The sequence below is a fragment of the Streptomyces sulphureus DSM 40104 genome (genome assembly GCF_000381025.1).
In the GTDB taxonomy this organism is placed as follows: Bacteria; Actinomycetota; Actinomycetes; order Streptomycetales; family Streptomycetaceae; genus Streptomyces; species Streptomyces sulphureus.
This window is the reverse complement of sequence record NZ_KB905814.1, coordinates 692,040-713,474: the sequence shown is the minus strand read 5'-3', so window position 1 is coordinate 713,474 and position 21,435 is coordinate 692,040. Positions and strand designations below refer to the sequence as shown.

Annotated in this window: 19 protein-coding genes and 1 pseudogene; 8 read left to right on the top strand and 12 right to left on the bottom strand. The window is 70.0% G+C overall.

Annotated features, from left to right (window positions below):
• Positions 1 to 4: 4 nt before the first annotated feature.
• Genes F603_RS0107315 through F603_RS0107300 form a run of 4 tightly spaced genes read left to right on the top strand, consistent with a single transcriptional unit; the run spans position 5 to position 3,103 of the window.
• Entirely contained in the window at positions 5 to 1,222 is a 1,218-nt protein-coding gene (locus tag F603_RS0107315; RefSeq protein ID WP_019545359.1) for a hypothetical protein, read from the top strand.
• Between the two features lie 6 nt (positions 1,223 to 1,228).
• Positions 1,229 to 2,035, top strand: a complete 807-nt coding sequence (locus F603_RS0107310) for a hypothetical protein (RefSeq protein WP_019545358.1) — start codon at positions 1,229 to 1,231, stop codon at positions 2,033 to 2,035.
• Positions 2,022 to 2,480 carry a hypothetical protein gene (locus F603_RS0107305; protein ID WP_106431272.1) on the top strand — a complete coding sequence of 153 codons (459 nt, stop codon included), beginning with the start codon at positions 2,022 to 2,024 and terminating at the stop codon, positions 2,478 to 2,480. Before F603_RS0107310 ends, F603_RS0107305 begins: the two co-directional genes overlap by 14 nt.
• Positions 2,477 to 3,103, top strand: a complete 627-nt coding sequence (locus F603_RS0107300) for a hypothetical protein (protein WP_019545356.1) — start codon at positions 2,477 to 2,479, stop codon at positions 3,101 to 3,103. Before F603_RS0107305 ends, F603_RS0107300 begins: the two co-directional genes overlap by 4 nt.
• Before the next feature lie 417 nt (positions 3,104 to 3,520).
• Here the strand turns inward: F603_RS0107300 and F603_RS35035 are convergent, their stop codons facing one another.
• The 5 genes from F603_RS35035 to F603_RS0107270 form a co-directional block, all read right to left on the bottom strand.
• A complete protein-coding gene (locus tag F603_RS35035) occupies positions 3,521 to 3,787 on the bottom strand; it encodes a hypothetical protein (protein ID WP_158678621.1) in 267 nt (88 codons plus the stop codon).
• Positions 3,788 to 4,329: 542 nt separating this feature from the next.
• Entirely contained in the window at positions 4,330 to 5,142 is an 813-nt protein-coding gene (locus F603_RS0107285; protein ID WP_019545353.1) for an NPP1 family protein, read from the bottom strand.
• 171 nt (positions 5,143 to 5,313) lie between these two features.
• Positions 5,314 to 8,580: an amidohydrolase family protein gene (locus F603_RS0107280; protein ID WP_019545352.1), complete on the bottom strand. Its 3,267-nt coding sequence runs from the start codon at positions 8,578 to 8,580 to the stop codon at positions 5,314 to 5,316.
• Positions 8,581 to 8,725: 145 nt separating this feature from the next.
• A complete protein-coding gene (locus tag F603_RS0107275) occupies positions 8,726 to 9,922 on the bottom strand; it encodes a PP2C family protein-serine/threonine phosphatase (RefSeq protein WP_019545351.1) in 1,197 nt (398 codons plus the stop codon).
• A 110-nt stretch (positions 9,923 to 10,032) separates the two neighbouring features.
• Complete coding sequence (locus F603_RS0107270) at positions 10,033 to 10,971, bottom strand: 2-hydroxyacid dehydrogenase (protein WP_019545350.1); 939 nt, start codon at positions 10,969 to 10,971, stop codon at positions 10,033 to 10,035.
• Between the two features lie 158 nt (positions 10,972 to 11,129).
• Here F603_RS0107270 and F603_RS36485 point away from each other — a divergent pair.
• Positions 11,130 to 11,555 (top strand): annotated as a pseudogene (locus tag F603_RS36485) (MFS transporter); the annotation flags it as partial.
• A 31-nt stretch (positions 11,556 to 11,586) separates the two neighbouring features.
• Here F603_RS36485 and F603_RS35755 read toward each other — a convergent pair.
• Entirely contained in the window at positions 11,587 to 12,063 is a 477-nt protein-coding gene (locus F603_RS35755; RefSeq protein WP_245600706.1) for a hypothetical protein, read from the bottom strand.
• 5 nt (positions 12,064 to 12,068) lie between these two features.
• Between F603_RS35755 and F603_RS35530 the strand changes: the two genes are divergently transcribed.
• Entirely contained in the window at positions 12,069 to 12,371 is a 303-nt protein-coding gene (locus tag F603_RS35530) for a hypothetical protein (RefSeq protein WP_026328210.1), read from the top strand.
• Positions 12,372 to 12,491: 120 nt separating this feature from the next.
• Positions 12,492 to 13,253: an IclR family transcriptional regulator gene (locus tag F603_RS0107250; protein WP_245600705.1), complete on the top strand. Its 762-nt coding sequence runs from the start codon at positions 12,492 to 12,494 to the stop codon at positions 13,251 to 13,253.
• Positions 13,254 to 13,278: 25 nt separating this feature from the next.
• On the opposite strand, the gene F603_RS0107245 is transcribed toward F603_RS0107250, so the two are convergent.
• Positions 13,279 to 14,151 carry an SAM-dependent methyltransferase gene (locus F603_RS0107245; RefSeq protein ID WP_019545346.1) on the bottom strand — a complete coding sequence of 291 codons (873 nt, stop codon included), beginning with the start codon at positions 14,149 to 14,151 and terminating at the stop codon, positions 13,279 to 13,281.
• A 297-nt stretch (positions 14,152 to 14,448) separates the two neighbouring features.
• Here F603_RS0107245 and F603_RS0107240 point away from each other — a divergent pair, with 297 nt between their 5' ends.
• Entirely contained in the window at positions 14,449 to 15,672 is a 1,224-nt protein-coding gene (locus F603_RS0107240; RefSeq protein ID WP_019545345.1) for an MFS transporter, read from the top strand.
• A gap of 8 nt (positions 15,673 to 15,680) precedes the next feature.
• On the opposite strand, the gene F603_RS0107235 is transcribed toward F603_RS0107240, so the two are convergent.
• The 5 genes from F603_RS0107235 to F603_RS0107215 form a co-directional block, all read right to left on the bottom strand.
• Entirely contained in the window at positions 15,681 to 16,508 is an 828-nt protein-coding gene (locus F603_RS0107235; RefSeq protein ID WP_019545344.1) for an alpha/beta fold hydrolase, read from the bottom strand.
• A gap of 273 nt (positions 16,509 to 16,781) precedes the next feature.
• On the bottom strand, positions 16,782 to 17,480 hold the full coding sequence (locus F603_RS0107230; protein WP_019545343.1) for a C39 family peptidase: 699 nt from the start codon (positions 17,478 to 17,480) through the stop codon (positions 16,782 to 16,784).
• Between the two features lie 344 nt (positions 17,481 to 17,824).
• The gene (locus tag F603_RS0107225; protein WP_019545342.1) at positions 17,825 to 18,352 is read right to left on the bottom strand and encodes a hypothetical protein; all 528 of its coding nucleotides are present in this window, start codon (positions 18,350 to 18,352) and stop codon (positions 17,825 to 17,827) included.
• Between the two features lie 345 nt (positions 18,353 to 18,697).
• Positions 18,698 to 19,138 carry a hypothetical protein gene (locus F603_RS0107220; RefSeq protein WP_158678620.1) on the bottom strand — a complete coding sequence of 147 codons (441 nt, stop codon included), beginning with the start codon at positions 19,136 to 19,138 and terminating at the stop codon, positions 18,698 to 18,700.
• Between the two features lie 169 nt (positions 19,139 to 19,307).
• Entirely contained in the window at positions 19,308 to 21,434 is a 2,127-nt protein-coding gene (locus tag F603_RS0107215; RefSeq protein WP_019545340.1) for a hypothetical protein, read from the bottom strand.
• Position 21,435: the final 1 nt, after the last annotated feature.

The following is a 21,435-nucleotide window of genomic DNA, read 5'->3' as shown; positions in this document are numbered from 1 at the left end:
GCCGATGGCCGGTGAGCCGCTGCGTTTCCAGACCCTGGACAACCTCCGACTCGGCAAGCTGAAGCGCGCCGTCGACGCGTGGACGTCGATGGAGAGCGACCTGAAGGAGATCGGCGACGGTGGCGAGGGAACCACCGCGGCGACCCTGGAGCGGACCAGCCGCAACGCCGATTGGAAGGGCGAAAACGCGGCCGTCACACAGAGGTTCACGCGTAAGACGGCCGAGCAGATCCGCGCGATGGCCGACCACGCCGAGAACGTCCGCGACGTGCTCAGGAACGCGCACACCGCGTTCGAGGCGTTCAAGAAGCAACTGGACCGGCAGGTGGAGGACGCCGCGGAGAGGCACATCCGCGTGCTTCCCAACGGCACGGTCGAACCGGTGGAGGATCTCTCCGAGGCAGATACTCCGTCACCGCTCGTCCTCTCGCGGGTCAAGCAGAACATCGACCGCATACTCGCGGGAGCGGGCAGTGCCGACGAGGCGGCCCGCAGCAGCTTGGCAGAGCTCGCCGAGGACCGCCACGCTTTCCAGAAGACGACATCGAGCGCGGACCGCAACCTCCTTGAGGAGATCGCCGAATCCGCCAAGGGGCAGGTCGTTCCTCCGAAGGACGACGGGCTGCAACTGGCGTCGTGGGGGTACGGGCACCTCAACACGGCAGCGGGTACGACGGTTTCGTGGTTCACCAACGTGGAACACGGGCATTTTGCACCGCGCGTCAACGGCCAGTTCGCTCCGATCGCACCGACAGTTCTCGGACGCACGCGCCAGGCCCTCGACTCGCGCAATTTCGTCCCGAAGGCCAACAGGGCCGTCCAACACAGCAGATGGGCGACAGCGGGCAAATGGGCCGGTGGTATCGGCAACGTGGTGGGCGGCGCCACCTCTGCCTACGGGCAGTGGACGGACGACACGGGGCGCGGCTACCACACCGGTGAACGCGTCGGCCGGGCTGCTACACGTGGTTTGGGCGTGGGTCTGGGCGGCTGGGGCGGCGCAGCCGCTGGGGCGAAGCTCGGCGGTGCGATCGGTACCGCGGTTGGTGGTCCGGTGGGAACAGTAGTGGGCGGGTTCGTGGGCGGCGCAGTTGGTGGAATCGTGGGGTCGGGGGTGGGGAACGAGGCCGCCGATTATGCCGTTGATCTTGGTGGCAAGCTCGTTGATGGGGTCGGAAACGGTTTGGGCAAGGTTGGCGACAAGTTGAAGTTCTGGGATTGAGGGACTGTGTTTTTCTACGCGTTGGGTCTTGTGGGAGTGGGTGTCATTGTCTTCGAGGTGTGGTCGTGGCGTGGCCGCAGCCATCGGGCGCGCTGGTGGACGCGGGATTTGCAAGGTGAGTTCGGTGTACTCGTCGTCATGCCCTTGGCGGGGCCCACTCTGCTCGGCCTGTCGCTCGGGGGTGTGTCCGAGTTGTTGTTCGCGCCGGGTGCCCTCCTGTTCGTGACAGGGTTCTGCCTCTTTGCTTGGGGACTCCTTGTCACCACAATCGGCCTTGTGTGGCGGCCGATACGCAAGCTGTGGGGCCCGCGTTGGTTCACCCGCATGAGCAAGCAGGAGGAGCTGGACGCGCTGACCGGCGAGTTGCCCGCGGTGGCGCGTCGGATGGACGCGGGCACTGCGGGAGCCCCTCCAGACTGGCTCGGTGCTGCCCGTTCAACCTGGGGCGCCGGCTTGATCGTAGACATGGAGACGCGCGAGCGTCCCGACGCAGTCTCGCGCCGCGGCACTGTGGCGGGGACGCTGGTGGCGGGCGAAGGTGGTGTGTGGTTCGGGCCGAACGCGGCGCCGGGGCCGGAGTGGACGGACCGCGCCCAATTCGCAGCTCGCTGGGAGGAGTTGCGCGAGGTCCGGCGCGTGCCTGCCCGTGCGGGTGTGGACGGCGTGCGCCGGCACGGTTTCCTCTACCGCTCCTGGTTCCCCCGGCTCGTCGTCACGACCGATGCCGGCGACCATCTCTTCGAGGTCAACTTCGGGCAGGCCCGCCGAGCGGCGGACACCCTCAACCGTGAACGGACTCGTGTTGCGCGCTGAACACTCGCTGGGATTCACCTTGGACGCCCCCGACTCCTGGGAGGCCGTCCACGACCCGAGCCCCGGAGTCGCGCTGGCGCTTCTCGCTCCGGAGGCCGCCGCGTTCCGGCCCAACGTCGTGGCGACCGTCGGGCCGACCACGGCCGAGAGCGGCGACCTCGGCGCCTGGCAGCGTGCGGCGGCCGACGGCCTGGGCGAAAGCGTCGATGACTTCCAACTCCTCGACGCGGAGGTGGACGAGGGCGGGTTCCGTCAACTCGCCGCCTACGTCGACGCGCACAGGTCGCTGACGCTGGAGCAGTGGGCGTGGCGCTGGCAGCGGCCCGGCCACGACACGCTCGACGTGACCCTCTCGGCGACCGTCCCGACGCTCCTGTACGACGTCATGGCCGACGAGTTGGCGACCGTCGCCGCGAGCTGGCGGCCCCTCGGGGAGGCGAAGTGAGACTCAACGCAGGCACACCACGGGACGGCATCGTCCTCACCCAGGGCCGCCTCGACGCCCTGCGGAAGGCGCCCTCTGACGACGACCCGGTGGCCACCGCGGCTCTCAGCCTGCTCGACGACCCGCTAGCCGAGATCGTCGTGGAGGTGACGGGACCCGACGGACGCCGGGCCGCCGCCTTCGCCCTCGGCTCCGACCTCTGCGCCGTCATCCTCTCCCGTCCGACGCACGACCCCGAACTCGCCGCCGTCACACCGGAGTCGGTGCCGGCGGTGACCGCCCGCACGGTTGGCCTGGGCCCTGCACCGTACGTCGACATCCCGCCGCTCACCGTCCCCGAGGCGGACATCGACGCACTCGCCGTCCCGCCGCCGCAGATCTCGCCGGCGCTCGCCGCGCACCCCGTGGGCACGGCGCTGCGCGTAGGCGACTGGCGACTGTGGCGCTTGCAGGCGGCGGCCCCCAGCGACGAGGGCGACGGATCGGCGCTCGGCGCACGCCTGGACGTCCTGGGCGCGCGCGGCTACGGGTGGTGGGTACTGGAGGAGTCGGCGGAGGGCGTCCTCCTCTCGCCCACGACGGCGACGGCGCTGTGGCGGGGGCTCAGCGGGGTGCTGGGCTGAGGTGGTCAACTGCCGTCCATGCCAGGCGACTTCTCATAGCAGGTGCTCGGCTTTGCTGTCGTGGGATGAGGTTGCGGCGGGCTTGGCGTTTAATACGGTCGGGAACGGGCTCGACCAAGCCGGCGACGAGCTCGACTTCTAACATCATGTAGGACACGGTGTAAGCCGTTCAACGCCGTCGCGAGCAGCCGCATTCGGTCTGGGCGTAATGGAAATTCCTTGCCAGTCGGCGGAGTTGGCCCAGGGCCGCTTCTGCAGCCTCACAGCCGAGCTTCTTGCGCATTCTGACGCTGATCTGGTGTTCCAAGCGGTGCTTGCTTTCACCGGCCGTAGAGCTCGCCGAACGGTAGGCGTCTGCCGCGTCCTCGAATCGACCGGGGCTGAGGGACTCGAGTGTGGCGTAGTCCATCCCTCGTCTCACCGGCCGCTTTCCCTGCCGCCCACGCCGGCGGTGTCTTTGTATTGCTCGGCCAGCCCCGCGAAGATGCCGTGAACGTCGTCGTCATTGCCGTAATGGAACTGGCCCGCCTTGGCCATGCGGCCCCGCAGGTCACACCGTCCGCTGACGTCCTCGAGGTAGCGCTTCCAGGAGGCGTAGACATCGCGTTGTGCCTGGCCGCTCCGGGTTCCACCGGTGCGGCCGCCTCTGCCCAAGCCCTTGTAACCATCTTCCAATGTGTTCAACGCTGTTCAGGCAGTCTTGCCGGACCTGCGTTGCGGGAAGCGCTCGTGTTTCCCGACCGGCTGCCGTCGTCCGCGGCGTGCGAGGTTCGTCTGTTTCCGTCACCTCGCTGGCTTGCCGTTTGTATTGCGCCCACTCGGATTCGAAAGACATCGCCCTTCTCCCTCCCCGTACAGCTCGGCTGCACAATGCGCGGAGAGGGTATCCGTGCCGATGACGTCGTCCTCCAGGTGACCGGAACTCCTCGCAGCCGCCTGCCGGTTCGGGGCGGGCCGGAACTGCGGCTTTCGCGCTCCCGGCAGGGCGACGAGGTACGGATCGTCGTGCACGACGGCCCCCGCACCGCAACCCGCGCCCAGCCGCCCGTCGCGAGGCCCGCCGGAAGGACGCGCTCGCCCTTCTCGCCCGCGTCGTCGACTCGGGGGAGTTGGGGTCACGAGGCGTCCCCCGGACGGGGCGCGGGGACGCGCAGTTGGACGGCGCTCGGGTACAAGGGCGCGTACGGGAGCGGTGCGGGGCGTGTTGCCGTCGGTACGTCGGTCCTCTAGGCGTACGGGTCGAACGGAATCTGCTCCGGCTTGGCCGCTGCCAGGTGGTCGTCGAAGGTGGAGTCCTTGATGCCGAGGGTGGCCGAGCCGAAGTCGGCTGCCGTGAGGGTGTCGCGGAGGCCCTCGGGGTAGCCGTCCCAGCCGACGAGTTCGGGGTACTGCCAGGCGCCCTTGTGGTTCTCCGGAGGCTCGTCGCCGCCGTCGTTCTTGGCGGCGCGGAAGCAGTGGGTGCTCACGCCGTCCTTGTGGTAGACGACCTTGGGGTGGGCGTCCTCGAAGGGCAGGTCGTCGCGCCCGTGGACGGTGAACCCGCCGTGGGCCGAGGTGGAGACGTACTCCGCTGCGTCGCCGTCCTCGGGCACCCACACCACGACGTGCTCCCAGTCGTGCCGGTGGCCCGCGCTGCCGCCGCCGTGTGCGGCCTGGTCCTTTTCGAAATAAGAGGCGTAGACGAGGGCGCACCAGTCGTTGTTGCACTTGGTGCGGGAGTAGACGTTGGTGTTCTCCAGGTCCGACTCGTCGCGGCAGTTGCCGTTCATGTCGCCGCCGAGCTTGAGCCCCGGTGCGATGGTGCCGTCGGGGCCGATCGCAGGGGTGGCGTAGCAGCCGTCCTTGTCGTAGTCGTAGGCGGGTTGAAAGCTGAGTTCCAGGTCGGTCGCGTTCTGCGGCAGCGCTTCTGGCGGGTCGGCGAGCGCTGTCCCTGGGACGGCCAGCACCAGCGCGAAGGCCCCTGCGACGGCGGCAGGAACCCTTCGGTGCCAACCGGCGCGACGCGTGCTGTTCTGCTTCGGCGTTCTCGGCTTCTTCATCCGGACACTCCAACGTGGGGGGAGCAGTGCGGAGTTCACGCTCCCCTGCGAAAGAGCCCGTGCCAAGAGCGCCTCGGTGAACACACATGTTGAAGACCGGACGCGCACAACCCTCGAACGGCCTTGGGACCGAGTCGGGTCGACCGCTTCGGTACGGCGACGGCCGCTCCGTCACACCCCCGCGTCGCAGCACCCGCCGCGGCGAAGCTGCCGCCCTACCGCCCGCCAGTGCTCGTCGTCCGAGCCGCCCGACCGCGAACCGGCCTTGTATGCAGCGGACTTGGGGTACGCCTCGACAAGCTCCCGCTGCCACACCACCTCCCCGCCGCAGACGGTCCCCGCGGTGCGCACCAGCGCGTCGAAGTCCTCGAAGGGATCGCCGTCGATCAGCGCGAGGTCGCCGAACTTGCCGCGCTCCACGGTGCCGAGCACCCGCCCGGCACCGAAGACCCGCGCCGGTACGGAGGTGGCGAGGCGCAGCACAGCGGCCGTCGAAAGCCCGCTGCGGTGCAGGGCTCGCAGCGCCAGATGGAGGTGGAGCCCGACGGGCACGAGCGGCTGGTCGGTGCCGAGGGCGACGAGCCCTCCGGCGTCCAACACCCGCCGGTAGACGGCGCATTCGCGGTCGAGCGTGGCGAGTTCGGCCTCGGTCGGCGCCTTCCCCGCCCCCTCCCGCACGGCGAGCGCGTCCCAGGGCGGCATCATGCGCGTCACCCGCGGGTCGTCGGCGAGGGACGGGTCGGCGCCGAGGAGAGGCCCAGCGGTGAACGGCGTCGCGACGAGGTGGAAGTCTCCGGTGGACGAGTAGATCTCGGTGATGTCCCCGTAGGCGTGCCCTGTGGCCGTCGTCGCGTGGCCGAACTCCAGGCGTTGGGTCGCCTGGAGGTGGGTCGTGAGGTCCTGTCCCAACTGCACGCCGGGCGTGCACAGATGGCTGCCGGCGCGGGCGCCGAGCTCTTCGTGCGCGAAGCGTGCCGCCTCGGCCATCAGCCAACCGGGAGCGCGCACGTACGTCTTGACGAAATCCCAGTCGAGCCCGGTGGCCCGGGTGAGGGAGCGGCGCAGGCCCTCCTCGGTGCGGTGGGCGCGGCCCATGGAGTAGGCGACGCGGGCGCCGTCGAGGAGTTCACCCGTCGCGAGCAACCGCGGACCGGTGAGCGCTGCTTCGGCGGTCGCCTCGCGGACGCGGGCCTGCTCGTAGGCGAAGCCGCCGAGCGAGACGGCCGTGGTGATGCCGTAGGCGCGCTGGGTGGTGGTCTGCCGGCCGCCGTACGTCGACTGCCAGGGGTGGGTGTGCGCGTCCCACAGGCCGGGGACGACGGTGTGCTCGGAGGCGTCGACGCGGCGCCGCACCTGCCGCCTGCGGTGCGGGGAGATGTCGGTGATCCGGCCTTCCCGGAGTGTGATGTCGACGTCCTCGCGCACGCGTGCGCCGGTGCCGTCCCACAACCGCCCCGCGTGGACGACGAGTTCGTCGCGCCTGGCCCCGCCTCCGGTGCCGCGCCGCAGGGAGAGCGGCACGGTCGTGGCGCGCCCCGACGCGACGTCGAGGAGCCGGAGTCGGCCGGCGGAGAGGTAGAGGAGGCGGCGCGAGTCGCCGGACCAACTCGGGTGGTCGGCCGCTTCGTCGGTGAGTCTCCGCGGTTTCCCCTCGGGCGTGCCGTCGTCGCGTACGGGCAGCAGCCACAGCGCCGATTCCACGACGACGGCTAGGTGCCGCCCGTCGGGCGACCACACGGGCCCGCCGTCGTACCGTTCCGAGAGCGAGGTGTGGGGAGCGGCGAGGTGGCGGCGGTCCTCACCGGTCGCCGCGTCGACGAGGCGGATGAGGTTGTAGCCCTCGCGGAAGCGGTGGTTGAGCCGGTTGCGGTCGCAGAGCGCCAGGTGGCGCCCGTCGGGTGACCAGCTCGGGCGGCCGGGCAGTCCGCCCTCGCCCATGGGCGCGGCGAGGCGCCGCTCGCTTCCCCCCTGGAGCTCGCGGACGAGGAGGTTGCCCTCCATGTCGAGGGCGGCGAGGCGTTTTCCGTCCGGGGAGAGCGCGGGGAAGACGCGTCCCCCGGTGGCGAGCACCTTCTTCTCACCGGTCCGCAGGTCGAGCCGGTGGACGGCGAGAAGGCCGTCGCCGTCCCCGCCGTCGACGGAGTAGACGAGCGAGCGCCCGTCCGCGCTCCACGAGGGCGCGAGGAGGTAGCCGGTGCGGGGGGCCGTGGCCCGCTTCGTCGGGGCGCCCCCTGAAGTGCTCACCGTGTAGAGGGAGTTGAGGGCGCAGAAGGCGATCTGCCGGCCGTCCGGGGAGAGCGCGGGGAGGTGGACGCCTTTGACGGGCTGCCTGCCTTCGCGTTCGAAGGAGAACCGCTTCCCCCGGTAGTGGGGCCGCTCGACCGGCAGCCGAGCGGCGAACGGAATTCGCTCTGCCTCGCCGGGGCGGCGCACGTCGAGGACGCGGAACTGCCCGCCGACGGTGAGGAGGAGCTGCTCGGCCGACGTCCAGCGCGGTGGTACGGGCGCCAAGTCCCCCTCGACGTCCACCGGTTCACCGTCGACGACGAGCGTGCACGAGGACTCGGGCGCAGCCGTCGTCCGCAGGTACGCCAGTCGGCCCTCGGACGAGACGGCCGGCGTCATCACCTCGGCCTCGCTCCCGTCGGTGTGCTCGGTCCGCACGTCACCGCCGCCTGCCGGCACCGACGCGACGGTGCGCGCCCGGAGCACCTCGCCGTCCTCTCCCTCGACGACGGCGGCGCGGACGAAGAGCACGCGCTCCCCGTCGGAGGACCACGTCGGGTCGAAGTCCTCCCAGGCGCCGCCCTGCCCCGGTCCCGACTGGCCGGGCGCACCGGTGAGCCGGGTGAGGGTGCCGCTCGCCAGCTCCAGCACCCAGATGCGGTACGGGCTCCCCGCGACGTCGTCGCCGCCGCGCTCCGAGGCGAAGGCGAGGCGGGTGCCGTCGGGGGACCAGGCGGGGCCGCGGTCGTCGCCGCGTCCTTCGGTGCGCTGGCGCAGGTGGGAGCCGTCGGCATCGAGCGTCCAGAGGTGGAAGCCGCCGCCGCGGTATGCGCAGACTGCGAGCTGCTTGCCGTCGGGCGAGAACTCCGGGCGTGTGGGCTCCAGTTCGGGCGGGGTGAGGCGCTGCGCTGCGCCGCCGTGGCGCGGAAGGGACCACAGGATGTTCTGCACCTCGGCGACGAGGCGGTCCCCCGAAGGCGAGAGCGTGGCGGCCCCGTTGGTCGCCGAGGTGAAGGAGAGCGCACCGCGGCGCGTGGGCGTGGAGGACGCGGCGACGGCCTCGGCGGCCGGGAGCGCGGTGACGGCGGCGGTGCCGGCCGACGCCTGGAGGAAGCGACGCCGCGAGAGCGGGGGCAGCTTGCGGTCCTCGGTGTCCGGCGGATTGGCGGGTTCGGTGACGGTTGCCGGTACGGAGCGGTCAGTTGATGCCATCGGTACTCCCCGGGCCAATGCTCCACCGCGCGGCGGATGCGACGCACGCATGGTGCCGGGCGGCGAGGGGGCGGTCAACACCGCGCGCGTACCGGTGTATCGAAAGCGCAGGGGGCCACGTCAACGGCTCCTGCCGCCGAGGGGTTCACACCTCGCGGTCGTGCACCACTTCCTCGCGCAGCGGCGCCGACGTCGGTGCCGTGCCCTCCCACCCGCCGTCCTGCCGCCGCGCCATGACGAGGATCGCCATGTCGTCCTGGCGCTCGCCCCCCGTCCACGCCAGCACCCTGTCGACGAGCGTGTCGGCGAGCTCGCGCGGCGAGGAGGGGACCGTACCGGAGAGGCCGCGGCGCGGGTCGAAGAAGGTGCCCGCGGTGTTGCGTGCCTCCGTGACGCCGTCGGTGACGAGGAGCAGTGCCTCCCCCGTCCGGAGCGCGACCCGGTCCGTGTGCGCGTGCCCGCTCGGGGTCAGCCCGGTGGCCAGCGGCAGGTCGGGGCGGGTGGGCTCCAGCGGTGTCACGTATCCGCGGCCGAGGAGGTAGGGAGGCGTGTGCCCGCGGTTGTGGAGGAGGAGCGAATCGTCGTCGGGCGAGAACTGGAGGAGCAGCGCGGTCGCGAAGCCCTCCAGTGACTCCACGCTGCGGTCGCGCCGCTCGTTCTCCTGGACGAGGACCCCGTCGAGGTGGGCGGCGAGCTCGGGGAGCGTCGGTACGTGCTGGGCCGCCTCGCGGAAGGCGCCGACCGCGACGGAGACCGAAGCCACCGCCTCCAGCCCCTTGCCCCGGACGTCGCCGATGATCGCGCGGACGCCGAACGGGGTCTCCTGGAGGGCGTAGAAGTCCCCGCCGACGGCCGTACCCACCCGCGCGGTGACGTACCGGTCGGCCGCCCGCAGCGGCCCGACCGCCGCGGACGGCGTCGGCAGCACGGCGCGCTGGGCCGCCTCCGCGACGTCGCGTACGAAGGCGAGACTGCGGCCCTGCGCGTCGGAGAGCCGCTTGATCCCCAGCCCGACGACGCTCACCAGCAGCACCGCGAGCCCGTCGATGACCAACACGTCGGACGCGAGGCCCTGCTCGAGAGCCACCCCGACGGATACGAGGCACGTCAGGATGGCGAAGAAGAGGCTCCAGCCGAAGGAGAGCACCATGATGGCGAGGAGCGGCGTGCACGCGAGCAGCGGTTCCCCGAAGTGCGGGCGCGGCCCGTAGAGGTTGGCGAGCGCGCCCGCCGCGAGGAGGCAGGCCGGCGCGAGCCAGGGCGCCCGCGCCGCGGCCCGCACCACCGCTTTCCGCAACCCGTCCATCCGCACCTCGCCGTGCCCGGCCCGCCGGCCGGGCACCGGGCTTCCGTACCGCTCTCCTCCCAGTCAACGTGCTGTGGCCGTCGAGCGCGCGGCGGGTACCGCCATCGGGAGTGACGGGCGGCCAACCGGCGTCCGGTCACCGGGGGTTACGACCCCCGGGGAAACTCGTTCACCAGCGGCTCTCCGGCGGCGAACCGCCGCACTTGCGCGACGACGAAGCGCTCGGCCCGCGGCCTGAAGGAGGCGCCACCGCCGCCGACGTGGGGCGTCACGAGCACCCCCGGCGAGGTGCGCAACGGGTGATCGGCCGGCAGCGGCTCGGGCTCCGTGACGTCGAGAGCGGCGCGCAGGCGGCCCGCCGCCGTCTCGGCGAGGAGCGCCTTGGTGTCGAGCGTCCGCCCTCGACCGACGTTGACGACGAGCGCCCCGTCCGGGAGGGCGGCGAGCTCCCGCTCGCCGAGGAGTCCGACCGTCGAGGCGTTCTCCGGCACCACGAGGACGACGATGTCCACCTCCGGCAGCAGCTCCGGAAGTTCGTCGATGGCATGCACGCCGGGGCGCGCACGCCGGGCTATCCGCACCACCTCCGCCTCGCAGGCGAGCAGCCTGCGCTCCAGCGCCTCCCCGATCGCGCCGTACCCGACGAGTGCCACGCGCGCGTCGGCGAGGCCGGGAAGGGAGTGCGGCGCCCACCGTCCGGCCCGCTGGTCCTCGACCCACTGCGGCAGGTCGCGCTGCGCGGCGAGGACGAGGCCGAGCGCGTGCTCCGCGGTGCTCGCGTTGTGGAGCCCCCGCCCGTTGTGGAGGGCCACCCCTGCGGGAAGGCGCGGTTCCAGCTTCTCGACGCCGGCGCTGAGCGACTGCACCGCACGCAGCCCGGGCAGTCGCGGCAGCAGGGCCTCGGTGCCCGGTGTCGCGTACGGCACGACCCAGAACCCGACGCGGTCCAACTCGCGTTGGGACAGCTCGGGGCCCGCACCGTTCCCGTCCCACACGTGGACGCGGAGGCCGGCGGGCCAGCTTCCGTGGCTCAGGTCGAGGTCCGGCCAGGGGAGGAGGACGTCGGGCGCGGCGGTGTCGGTCACGGGGTGCCTTTCTTCGTGGTCCTGGTGGCGCGGCGGCCGACGGGACGACGCTGGTGCCGGTCGGGTGTCCTTCCGCCCAACACCCTTGGCCGTCGCGGATGTTCCCCGGCGCTCTCCGCTGACCGGTCACGCGTCCCTTCGTACCGTCTTGCCGCTCAGTGAAACACTTTCCACGTAGCGGAAATAAGCGGGTCCGGGATGACAGCCGGGTCACCCTCCCGTCCCGGCGGAGGGTTCTGGTCCTCCGTACGTGCCCGGCACCTGATGCCGATCGCCTTCGTCACGCACTCGCTCGCGTACCTCGACAAGTCCCACTGCTCCCTCGCACCTCGGCCGGCGGCACGGCCGACGAGCTCGGCCTCACGGCCGCGCAGGACTCGCTCATCGCGGCGTCCTTCTTCCTCGGCTACTTCCTCTTCCAGATCCCCGGCACCATCTGCGCGGAGCAGCGCAGCGCCCGCCGGCTCATCGCCTGGTCGACCGCCGCGTGGGGTCTGCTCGCCGTCGTCCAGGGGCTGTTGAGCAGCCCGACGCAGCTCGTCGCGGTGCGCTTCCTGCTCGGCGTCGTCGAGGGTGCGGTGCTGCCGTCGCTGGTGACGCTGCTGAGCAGGTGGTTCACGAAGGGGGAGCGGGGGAGGGGAACACCTTCCTCATCCTCGGCAACCCCGTCACCGTCATGTGGCTCTCCGCCGTCTCCGGGTGTTCGTCTCCGTCTCCGACTGGCGGGTGATGTTCGTCGTCGAGGGCGCCACCTCCGTGGTGTGGGGGCTGCTCTGCCTCAAGCTCGTCAAGGACCCCCCGCAGGACGCGCGTTGGCTCCCCCAGGCCGAACGCACCGAGCTCGCCGAGCGGTTGGCGGCCGAGGAGCCCGCACCCACCGAGGTCGCCGACGCCGGGTCGACGGCCACGCGTGTTCCGGGCGCGGCCGGTGCTGGTGATGGCGGCGCAGTACTTCTCCTGGTCGTTCGGGATGTACGGGTTCGTCTTCCGGCTGCCCGCGATCGTCAAGCAGGGCTCGGGCGAGGGCATCGGTGCGACCGGCCTCCTCTCCGCGACCCCGTACGCCTTCGCCGTCGCGGCGATGCTCCCCAACTCCCGTGTCTCGGACCGCACGGGGCGCCGCCGCGCTCTTCGGCTCCTACCTCGCCGGCGGCAACTTCCCGGTGGCGCTGACGCTCCTCGTCGTCGCAGGGCTGCGCATGTACGCGCCGTACTTCGCGCTCGTCTCCGAACTCGCTCCCGCGGGGGTCGCGGGGGCGGCCGTCGCGCTCGTCAACTTCCTCGGTGCCCGGGTTCCTTCGCCGGCACGTACCTCGTCGGATGGGTGCGCGGCACCGAGTTGGGGAACGCGGGAGGGTTCGGTTTCATGGCCGTCTGCACGCTCGTCTCCGCGGCGCTGATGCCGGCGATCCGGGAACCCGGTGCCCCCGCGAAGGCGTTGGGTACGGTGAACCTTCCCGCCTCCGAGCCGCCCGGCGGGTCGGCGCCGGAGACCCCAGCGCAGCGAGGTGAACCCCGCGGTGAGTCAACCACCCGGTGACGACATGCTCGGCCGCGGGCTCCGCCTGCTCACCGTCCTCTCCCGGCACACCCGGGGGATGGGCGTCAGCGAAGTGGCCCGCGCCGCCGGGCTGCCCGTCAGCAGCGCGCACCGGCTCCTCGCCAGGCTCGTCGCGGAGGGCTTCGTCGCCTACGACGCCGACACCCGCCGCTACGCCCTCGGCGTCCGCGTCCTGGAGCTCTCCCGCGGCTTCCAGCGCTCGTCCGCCGGGTACTCGTCGGCGGCGGGCCCCGTACAGCGCCTCGCGGCCCGCACCGGACTCCCCGTCCTCACCGGCGTCCTCGACGGCGCCGAGATCCTGCTCGTCCTCACCGCCGAGGGCACCCAGCACATACAGCTACGCAGCGCCGAGGGCACGAGAAACCCGTGGTACGCCACGTCGATGGGGAAGCTCCTCGCCGCCGGCCTCCCCGAGGAGGAGCGCGAGCAGCTCCTCGCGGCGAAGCTCGTCCCCGTCACCCCGCACACCTGCACCGACGCGGGCGCGCTCCGCGAGGAGCTGGCGCGCGTCCGCGAGCTCGGCTGGGCCGAGGTCGACGAGGAGAACGAGATCGGCGTCCGCTCCATAGCCGTCCCCGTCCCCGACCCGGAGGGCCTCCGCGAGACGCCGCTCACCCTCTCCCTCGGCGCGACGGTCGTCCTCACCCGGGGCTCCGAACTCCGGTCGCTCCTGCCGGAGTTGCGCGCCTGCGCGGACGAGGTCGCGGCGCGGCTGCGCTGAGGCACCGCTCCGCGACCTCGCACCCTCACCGCTTCCGGGCCATCACCCCGTACCCGGGACACTGCGCGTCGGTGGAGACGGCGGCCGGCGCCAGGCGTGCCGGACGCCCCGGCCACCACCGGTGCAGCGGTTGCACCCCGGGCTCCACCAGCTCGACGCCCGCACCGGTGACCAGCTCTTCGACCTCCTCGCGGGAGCGCGTCCTGGCGGGCAGATTGCGGCTCCGGTAGAACTCGGCCGCCTTCTCCACGTCCGCGTCGAAGTCCCCGCTCGCGTGCGAGAGCACCAGGTGGCTGCCGGGTGCGAGCGGCTCCATCAGCGTGCGCAGCAGTTCGCTCGGCCCGTCCTCGTCCGTGATGAAGTGGAAGATCGCCACGACGAAGAGCGCCACCGGACGGCTGAGGTCCAGCACCGGCTCGGGCCCCGCCAGACAGGGATGGTTCAGGATGTCCTGCGGCTTCCGCAGGTCCGCCTCGATGTAGTCCACCCGTCCCTGCGGCGAACTCGTCAACAGGGCCTGTGCGTACGTCATCACGATCGGGTCGTTGTCGGTGTAGAGGACGCGCGCCTGCGGCTGGTGGTACTGGGCGATCTGGTGGGTGTTCGGCTCCGTCGGGATGCCGGTGCCGATGTCGATGAACTGGTCGATGCCCTGCTCGCGGGCGAGGTGCTCGACGGCGACGTGCAGGAAGTGACGGTTGGCCCGGGCCCCGCTCGCGACGTTCGGCCAGAGGCGCATCGTCTCCGACGCTGCCGCCCGGTCGGCCTCGAAGTGATCCTTGCCGCCCAGGTAGTAGTCGTACATCCGCGCCACCTGCGGCTTCCCCTGATCCGAAACGGGGTTCGCCGCCGTCGGCCCGGGGCCGCTCGTGGACATCCAACCCGACTGCTCCGCCATCGAGGCTCCTCTCATCACCGCATCTATGAGGCAACACCCTCTCTCATCATCAACTCACCGTGAAACCCGAGGGGTTGCTTTTCCCGCAGCCGAGGGGGCTGACGCCCCGTCCGTGACCGCCGTTCCACCGGGACAGGTATGGCGCACGTCATACCCGGACTCCCGCCGAGCGGGAATGCACAGCAGCCGATCGCTGCTGTACCACGACTGTGCCCGCACACACGGCCGCCGGAGTCCGTGGTGCACGCAGCCGTCCCCCAGCACGATCCGCCCCCGCCGACCGGAGGTTCACCCGTCATGCCCCTGGCCCTGCTCGCCCTCGCCGTCGCCGCCTTCGGGATCGGCACGACGGAGTTCGTGATGATGGGCCTCCTGCCGCAGGTCGCCGACGCGCTCGGGACGTCGGTACCGCGTGCGGGCAACCTCGTCTCGGCCTACGCACTCGGCGTCGTCGTCGGCGCTCCGCTGCTCACCGCCGTCGGGGCGCGGATTCCGCACAAGCGGCTGCTGCTGCTCCTCAGCGGGCTCTTCGTCGTCGGCAACACCGCCTCGGCGTTCGCCCCCGGCTTCGGCACCCTTTTCACCGCCCGCGTGCTCGCGGGGCTGCCGCACGGCGCGCTCTTCGGCGTGGGCGCGGTCGTCGCCGCCCGGCTCGTGGCGCCCGAGCGGGCGGCGCGAGCGGTGGCGACGATGTTCCTCGGGCTGACGGTCGCCAACATCGTCGGCGTACCGGCCGCCACGGCGCTCGGGCAGAACCTCGGGTGGCGCGTCACCTTCCTCGCCGTCGCCGGGATCGGCCTCGTCGCGATGGCCGCCATCGCGGCGCTCGTACCGCACCAGCCGCGCGGTCCGCAGGCCGGGATCAGGCAGGAGCTGCGGGCGATGGCCAACCGGCAGGTGGTGCTCGGACTCTTCACCGCCGTCCTCGGCTTCGGCGGCTGCTTCGCCGTCTACAGCTACCTCGTGCCGATGCTCACCGAGGTGACGGGCCTCGCCGAGTCGTCGACGACATGGGTCCTCGCCCTCTACGGGATCGGCATGACCCTCGGCACCCTCGTGGCGGGACCGCTCACCGACCGCGCCCTGCGCCCCACGCTCTACGGCGGCCTGCTGGCGCTCGCCGCTGCGCTGACCGCCTTCTTCTTCGCCGTCCACTCGGCGCCCGCCGCCATGGTGACGGTCGTGCTGATCGGCGCCGTCGGCGCCCTCATCACGACGCCGCTCCAGATGCTCCTCATGGCGAAGGCGGAGAACGCGCCGACGATGGCGGCGGCCTCCAACCACTCCGCGTTCAACCTCGCCAACGCGGGCGGCGCCTGGCTCGGCGGGATCGTCATCTCGCTCGGCTGGGGCTGGACGTCGCCTGCGCTCGTCGGCGCGGCGCTCGCCGTCGTCGGTCTGGGCCTCGCCGTCGTCGGCGGCTTCCTCGACCGGGGCGAGCGCGGGCACTCGCGCGTCGTCGCCGGCGGGCAGACGGAGGACGACGCGGACGCGGCCTCCGCGGCCGTCACCGGACGCTGAGCTTCCGCTCAGGAGCGGAGGAAGCCGAGCAGGTCCCGGCCGAGCGGCTCGCGGTAGCTGCGCATGCCGGCGAAGGCGTGCGGAGCGCCCGGGTAGACCCGGAGCGCCGCGCCGGGTACGAGCGAGGCGGACCTGCGGCCCGTCGCTTCCAGCGGCGCTATCTGGTCCTCGTCCCCGTGGAGGACGAGCGTCGGGACGTCGACCTTCCGAAGGTCCTCGGTGAGATCGGCGCCGAAGAGCGACTCGACGCCCTCCGAGGCGCCCTTGGTCCCGAGCGCCATGCTCATGAGCCAGTACGCCTCGCGCTCGTCCCTGGTGACGGTGTGCCCCGGACGGTTGGCGCCGAAGAACGTCCGGGTGAGCGCCTGGAAGAAGCCGGAACGACGGGTGCGCATCGACTCCCGCACCGTGTCGAGGACGCTCGGCGCCAGCCCGGACGGGTTCGCCTCCGTCCGCCGGACCTGCGGGGAGACCGATCCGAGAAGCACGATCCGCGCGATGCGCGACGTCCCGTGCCGACCGACGTAGCGGGCGATCTCGCTGCCCCCGGCCGAGTGCCCGACGAGTGTGACCTCGCGGAGCCCGAGCGCCTCGATGACCTGCGCGAGGTCGTCCGCGTAGGTGTTGAGGTCGTTGCCGCGCCACGTCTGTGCGGAGCGCCCGTGGCCCCGCCGGTCGTGCGCGACGGCGTGGAACCCGTGGGAGGCGACGAGCGCCATGTGGTCGTCCCACACGTCGGCGTGGAGTGGCCAGCCGTGGCTGAAGACCACAGGGGGACCGGTTCCGGACTCCTTGTAGAAGATCTTCGCCCCGTCGTAGGTCGTCACGCTCGTCATCGGGTCTCCTCGGTACAAGCCGACGCAGCGCGCCCGGCCCCGAGCCGACGGCCTCACGACCTCCGACACGGCGGCGCGCACTCGGCAGCGCACGGCGACGAATGCCTGCGCACCGGTCTGCTTCCGCGACTCTCACGACGGTAGAGGAGGGGACGGATACGTGCAAAAGGGGGAAAAGCGGACGGGGGCGACCCCGGGCCTCGCCGCGTGGTGGCGCGATCGAGGGAACGCGAGCGGGCTCGGCACCCCGCGGGTGCCGAGCCCGACGGCGGTTCAGGCTGCGTAACCCTTCGGCGGTATGAGCGTGGCGAGTTGGTCGAAGGAGAGCCAGTAGATCTGGTTGCCGGAGAACGAGGCCGGGTCGGCGATGAGCACCGACTGGTTGGCGTCGTCGTAGCCGATGACCGTGAAGTAGTGATAGACCGTCTGGTCCGACGGGTAGCCGGGAGGCTGGTTGCCGGGCGGCGCGACGATGTTGGTGACGAGCGGGTACCCGTTGTCGACGTCGGTGACGACGTCCTGCCACAGCAGGTCCCGCTCTTCCTGCGTCGGCGGGTCGTTGGGCATGTACTTCGACTCGTACCAGCCCTCCCCGAGGTTGCCGTTGAGCACCTCGGTCACCTGGCTGATGTCGTCCGTCCCGTTCTCCGTCGTGCCGAGCTGCGCCGCCAGGTCGGTCTGGCTCGGCGGGGCGGTGCGCGCCGAGAGCGCGATACGGGTCGCGGCGGGGCCGCACCAGTACCCCGTCTCCTGCACCTGGTAGTCGACTTCGAGCGTCTTCGACGCCTGCGTCCGCGTCGCCTCGGTGTGCAACCGGTCCCCGTCGCGGGCGACTTCGACCTGCGCCGACGAGGCCCCCGCGAGGCCGGTGACATGCGTGGTGCCGGCCCCGGAGTCGGCCGCGGCGACCCCGGGCGCGACGAGCATGGCCGCCGTGACGGCGAGCGGAACGGCGATCGTTCTGATGCGCATCGGTGGGCTCCTCCTGTGGGGGAAGGATGGATTGAAGCGAGCATGCCATCAGATGCGCTACGCGGGTAGAGGTGTGGAGGTATTGCGTGGAGACGGTGGTGGTGTCAACTCGATTGCGTGCGTTAGGCGTTGGTGACAACAGGTCCGCATGGGCAATGACCCGTGCTGCTTGGTCCGCGTCCACCGGCGCCGGATCGCCGCCGTCCTCCAGGCGCTCCCGCTCGACCTCGAAGGGCTGCGTGCCGGTGGTGACGACATCGCCCCTGACGCCCAATGCGCCGAGCCCGTCGCCCTTGAGCGAGCAGCTTTGCCGGTACTCGGGGAGAGGGAACTCTTCGTAGTGGTCAGGCGCCGCGGCAGCCCCGAGCCTTCATCGCGTTGGGAAAGTAATTCTTGGCGAACCGAACGAGATCCTTACGGTATTTGTCGGTTGCCTTCTCTACCACCACTTCGTCGTGCCACAGCTTCACTATGACTACATATTCCCCTTCTTCGATTTTTGCTGCCGACTTGGGGCGGAATTTGCAGTGGGCGTGGGTGATGATACCGGTGTCACCGACAGCCGCCTTGTGGCCGATGGATATCATCTCAGGATTTTCGAGATGCTTCACGGTGCTGTCGAGCGCCTTCAGCGGGTCGATTCCGTCGGGGGCCAGTTCGTCCCTGATCCTTATTTCGTGCCCTTTTCCGGTCTTGGCGATGCACTCGTGTCCATGGTATCCCGGCAAGGTGTCATTGTGCGTTTCTTTGTACTCGCCGTCAGCGGGAAGCAAATTTTCGAGCAGTCCCGGGTCCACCTTCGCGCCGCACACCTTGTCAGGCACCTCGACGCCGCTGATGCCGCAACCTGTCCCCGCCGCCAACAATATCATTGTGAGAAGGACACATGTTCGGAAGCGGAAGTGAGGAGGTGGGGACTGAAAATGGTTACGGGTGGGCTCGTGCGTCTGCGCGGAGAGCGGCAGGGGGAACAGTGCGGTTCGCGCACCGTTGCTGTCGCGGAGTCTCGCCGATGCAGCGCCGAGTAGTTTCCCATTCGTTGTCGACGATCCCCAGATTCCTGTCCGCGTCCGCATACTTCGTGAAGCCCTTTTCCTGTGACGGGTTGCCGCCGTATCCCAGACGAGGCCGTTTTTAATGCGAGGCATCCGGTAACCGATCCGGAGAGAGGGTGGGCCTAGGCGACTCACTATGTTTCGGCTGCCGCAGCAGAGCGGTCACGTCTTGCTGCAGCCCATCTCTTTCTTTGCCTTCGGAAGTAGACTCTTGGCGAGCTCGACCAGTGCCTCTCGGCGTTCGTCGACGTTCTCTGGGGTGTCCGTCGCAGCATAGAGGTCGAGGACATATCGGCGTTCTGCGGGTTTTTTCTCGCTCGACAGCTGGAACGTGCACGGCACGTAGGTGATGATCTGGTCGTCGGCGATACGTCCGGCCTGCCCGACATGCGCCGGCGAAGGGTTCCCGCTGTTTTCCAGACGCCTCCGCTCGACCTCGAAGGGGTGCATGTCAGTGGTGATCACGTCACCTCTGATGCGCAATGCTTCCAGTCCGTCCACCTTCAGCGAGCAGCGTTGCTGGTATTCGCGCAGCTCCAATTTCTCTTCGTCGTCGATCTCTTCTCCGGGCGGCAGCAGCGGCTCCAATGAGGAAGGAGTCACCTGGATTCCACAAGCACTGTGCGGGACCGTGTAGTCCCTTGCTTCGCCGCAGCCCGACATGCAGGCAAGGGAGACCCCCGCCACCATCAGACCCGCCCATCGCCGGGTGGTCGCGCTCAGAATTTTCGAATTACCACGTCTCTCGTTCGTGGTTATTTTATGCTCCTCGTCAGGGGGTTTTCCCGGTGGCTGTCCTGAAATTTTTCTGCCCAACGTCGACGCCGTCCAAATGATGACCTTCTTCGTCGTACTCGGTAAGACCGTCTTCTTTTGAGTTGTCATCGGGGTCATGGCGGCCGGTCTTGTCGTTCCAGTACTCAAAGAGGTCCTGCGTCTTCAGCTTGCGCACATTGTTGTTTTCCTTTATTTCCTCCTCTTGTGCTTGTTCGATCTCGGCTTCTTCGTGCATGCGCCACTGCTCCGTGAGCGCATCCACGCCGCGCTGTGCCACATCGCCGACGACGGGGATCTCGCCGACCACGGAACCGATGCCGTGATACGCCATGCGCGCGGTCCAGGCCGGATCGTCCTTGTCGGTCTCCAGCGCCTGGTAGCGGGCTTCTTCGAGGTACCCGAGTACTGTGCCCGCCTTGCGGAGCGAGCCGTCCTGGGCTTGCTTGCTCATGTCCTCGATGCCGTCCATGTCCTTCATGATCTGCAAGCCCATTCCTTCCTGCAGAAGGGCATGAGCTTCGGGCGTTCTCGAGATCTGTTTCGTGACTTGTGCAAGATCCTCATGATCGAGCGGACTTCCCCCGGTCGGGTTCTGCTCGCTCACGGTTTCGTAGGTGTCATCTCCGTGAGTGACGAGCAACTTCGCCATGTCGTCTCGAAGTTCAGGAGCCATCTCGTCGTTCTGCTCACCCAGGACGGACAGCGCGTTGTGGAGTACCCGTTTCTGCCCGGAGTCCGGTGTGGTGAACTCCGCCCCCTTCTCATCCGGGTTCACCCCGCTCCCGCCCGCGAACAGCGCATCCCCCAGGGCGTTGACGGAGGCGCGCTCCTTGAGTTCGGAGTTGTCCGGGCTGTGCGGGGAGTCCTCCGGGTAGTACTCGCGGTCCTTGAGGAGGTATTTGGCGGTCTGTTCGTCGCCGAAGAGCTCGCTCGCGAATTCCGGGTTGTGGCTGGTTGCCTTGAGGAAGCCCGTCATCGGGTCGGTCATCGGGTCCTTGCCCGAGTGGTTGATGACGGGGTCGCCGTTGGCAGGGTTGGCCCAGAGGCCGGCCGGGTCGATAGCGCCCTTCGTCTTCTCCTTCTCGAACTTCGTCAGGGCGTCGCCGTACTGGTCGAGGAAATCGGAGTCGAACTTGCCCTTGCCCATCAGGGCGCTGGCGTACTGGAACCCCCAGCCCTTCGCCATGATGTCGGGGTGCCCGAACTGCTTTGAACCGGCGTCGATGAAGTTCTTCTTCCACTCCTCCATCGCCGGGGTGTCGACGTGGGAGGCGGTGGCGAGGGTCAGACTGAGTTGGTCCTGTACGCGGCCCAGCGCGTCGGAGCGGGCGCCCGTCGGGGTGTCGCCCTGCCCCGGATCGGCGACGCTTCTCCAGAACTGGAGCACGCCCTCCGGACCCATTTCGGTCGCGAGCTTCTCGGCGAACGCCGGGTTGTTGTGCTGGCGCTCCAACAGCTCTTCCAGTTGGGCCAGTTGCGGTCCGGTGAGTTTGTCCTTGCGGCGCATGAGGTCGGCCGCGTCCTCTGCGTCCTTGACGCCCTGCTCCGCGTCGGCGTCCTCGAAACTCTTGTAGGAGATGTCCGCGAAGCTGTACGGGTCCTTGGCAAGCTTCTCCAGGCCACGGCGGGCGACGGCGTTGTCGTGCCCCGCTTCTTCGAGGATCGTGTCGATCCGCTCCTTCACCCCGTCGATCGTGCCCTGTGTCGGAGGCTTCGCGTCGGGGTTCTGCGCGGAGGGATTGACGGGGTTGACACTGCCGTCGGAGAGGACGAGGACGTCCTTCTTCGCTGCGTCCTCGATCTCGTTCTGCAAATTCTTCTTGTGGCGTTTGAGCGCCGAGTGCGCGCCGCTGAGCACGACGCGGACGCTCTCGGCCTGCTCGGCCATCTTGCGGACCTGCTCCGCGGTCTGCTTGGTGAACTTCTGGGTGATCTGGGCGTTTGCCCCCGACCAGTCGGCCCCAGCGGTCATGCGTTCCAACTGAGCCGCTGTCGCCCCCTCGCCTCCTTCGGCGATGTCGCCCAGTTTCGTCCGCATGTCCGCCCAGGCGTCGACGGCCTTCTTCAACTTACCGAGTTTCAGAGTGTCGAGGGCCTGAAAACCCAACCGCTCCGTGGCCATA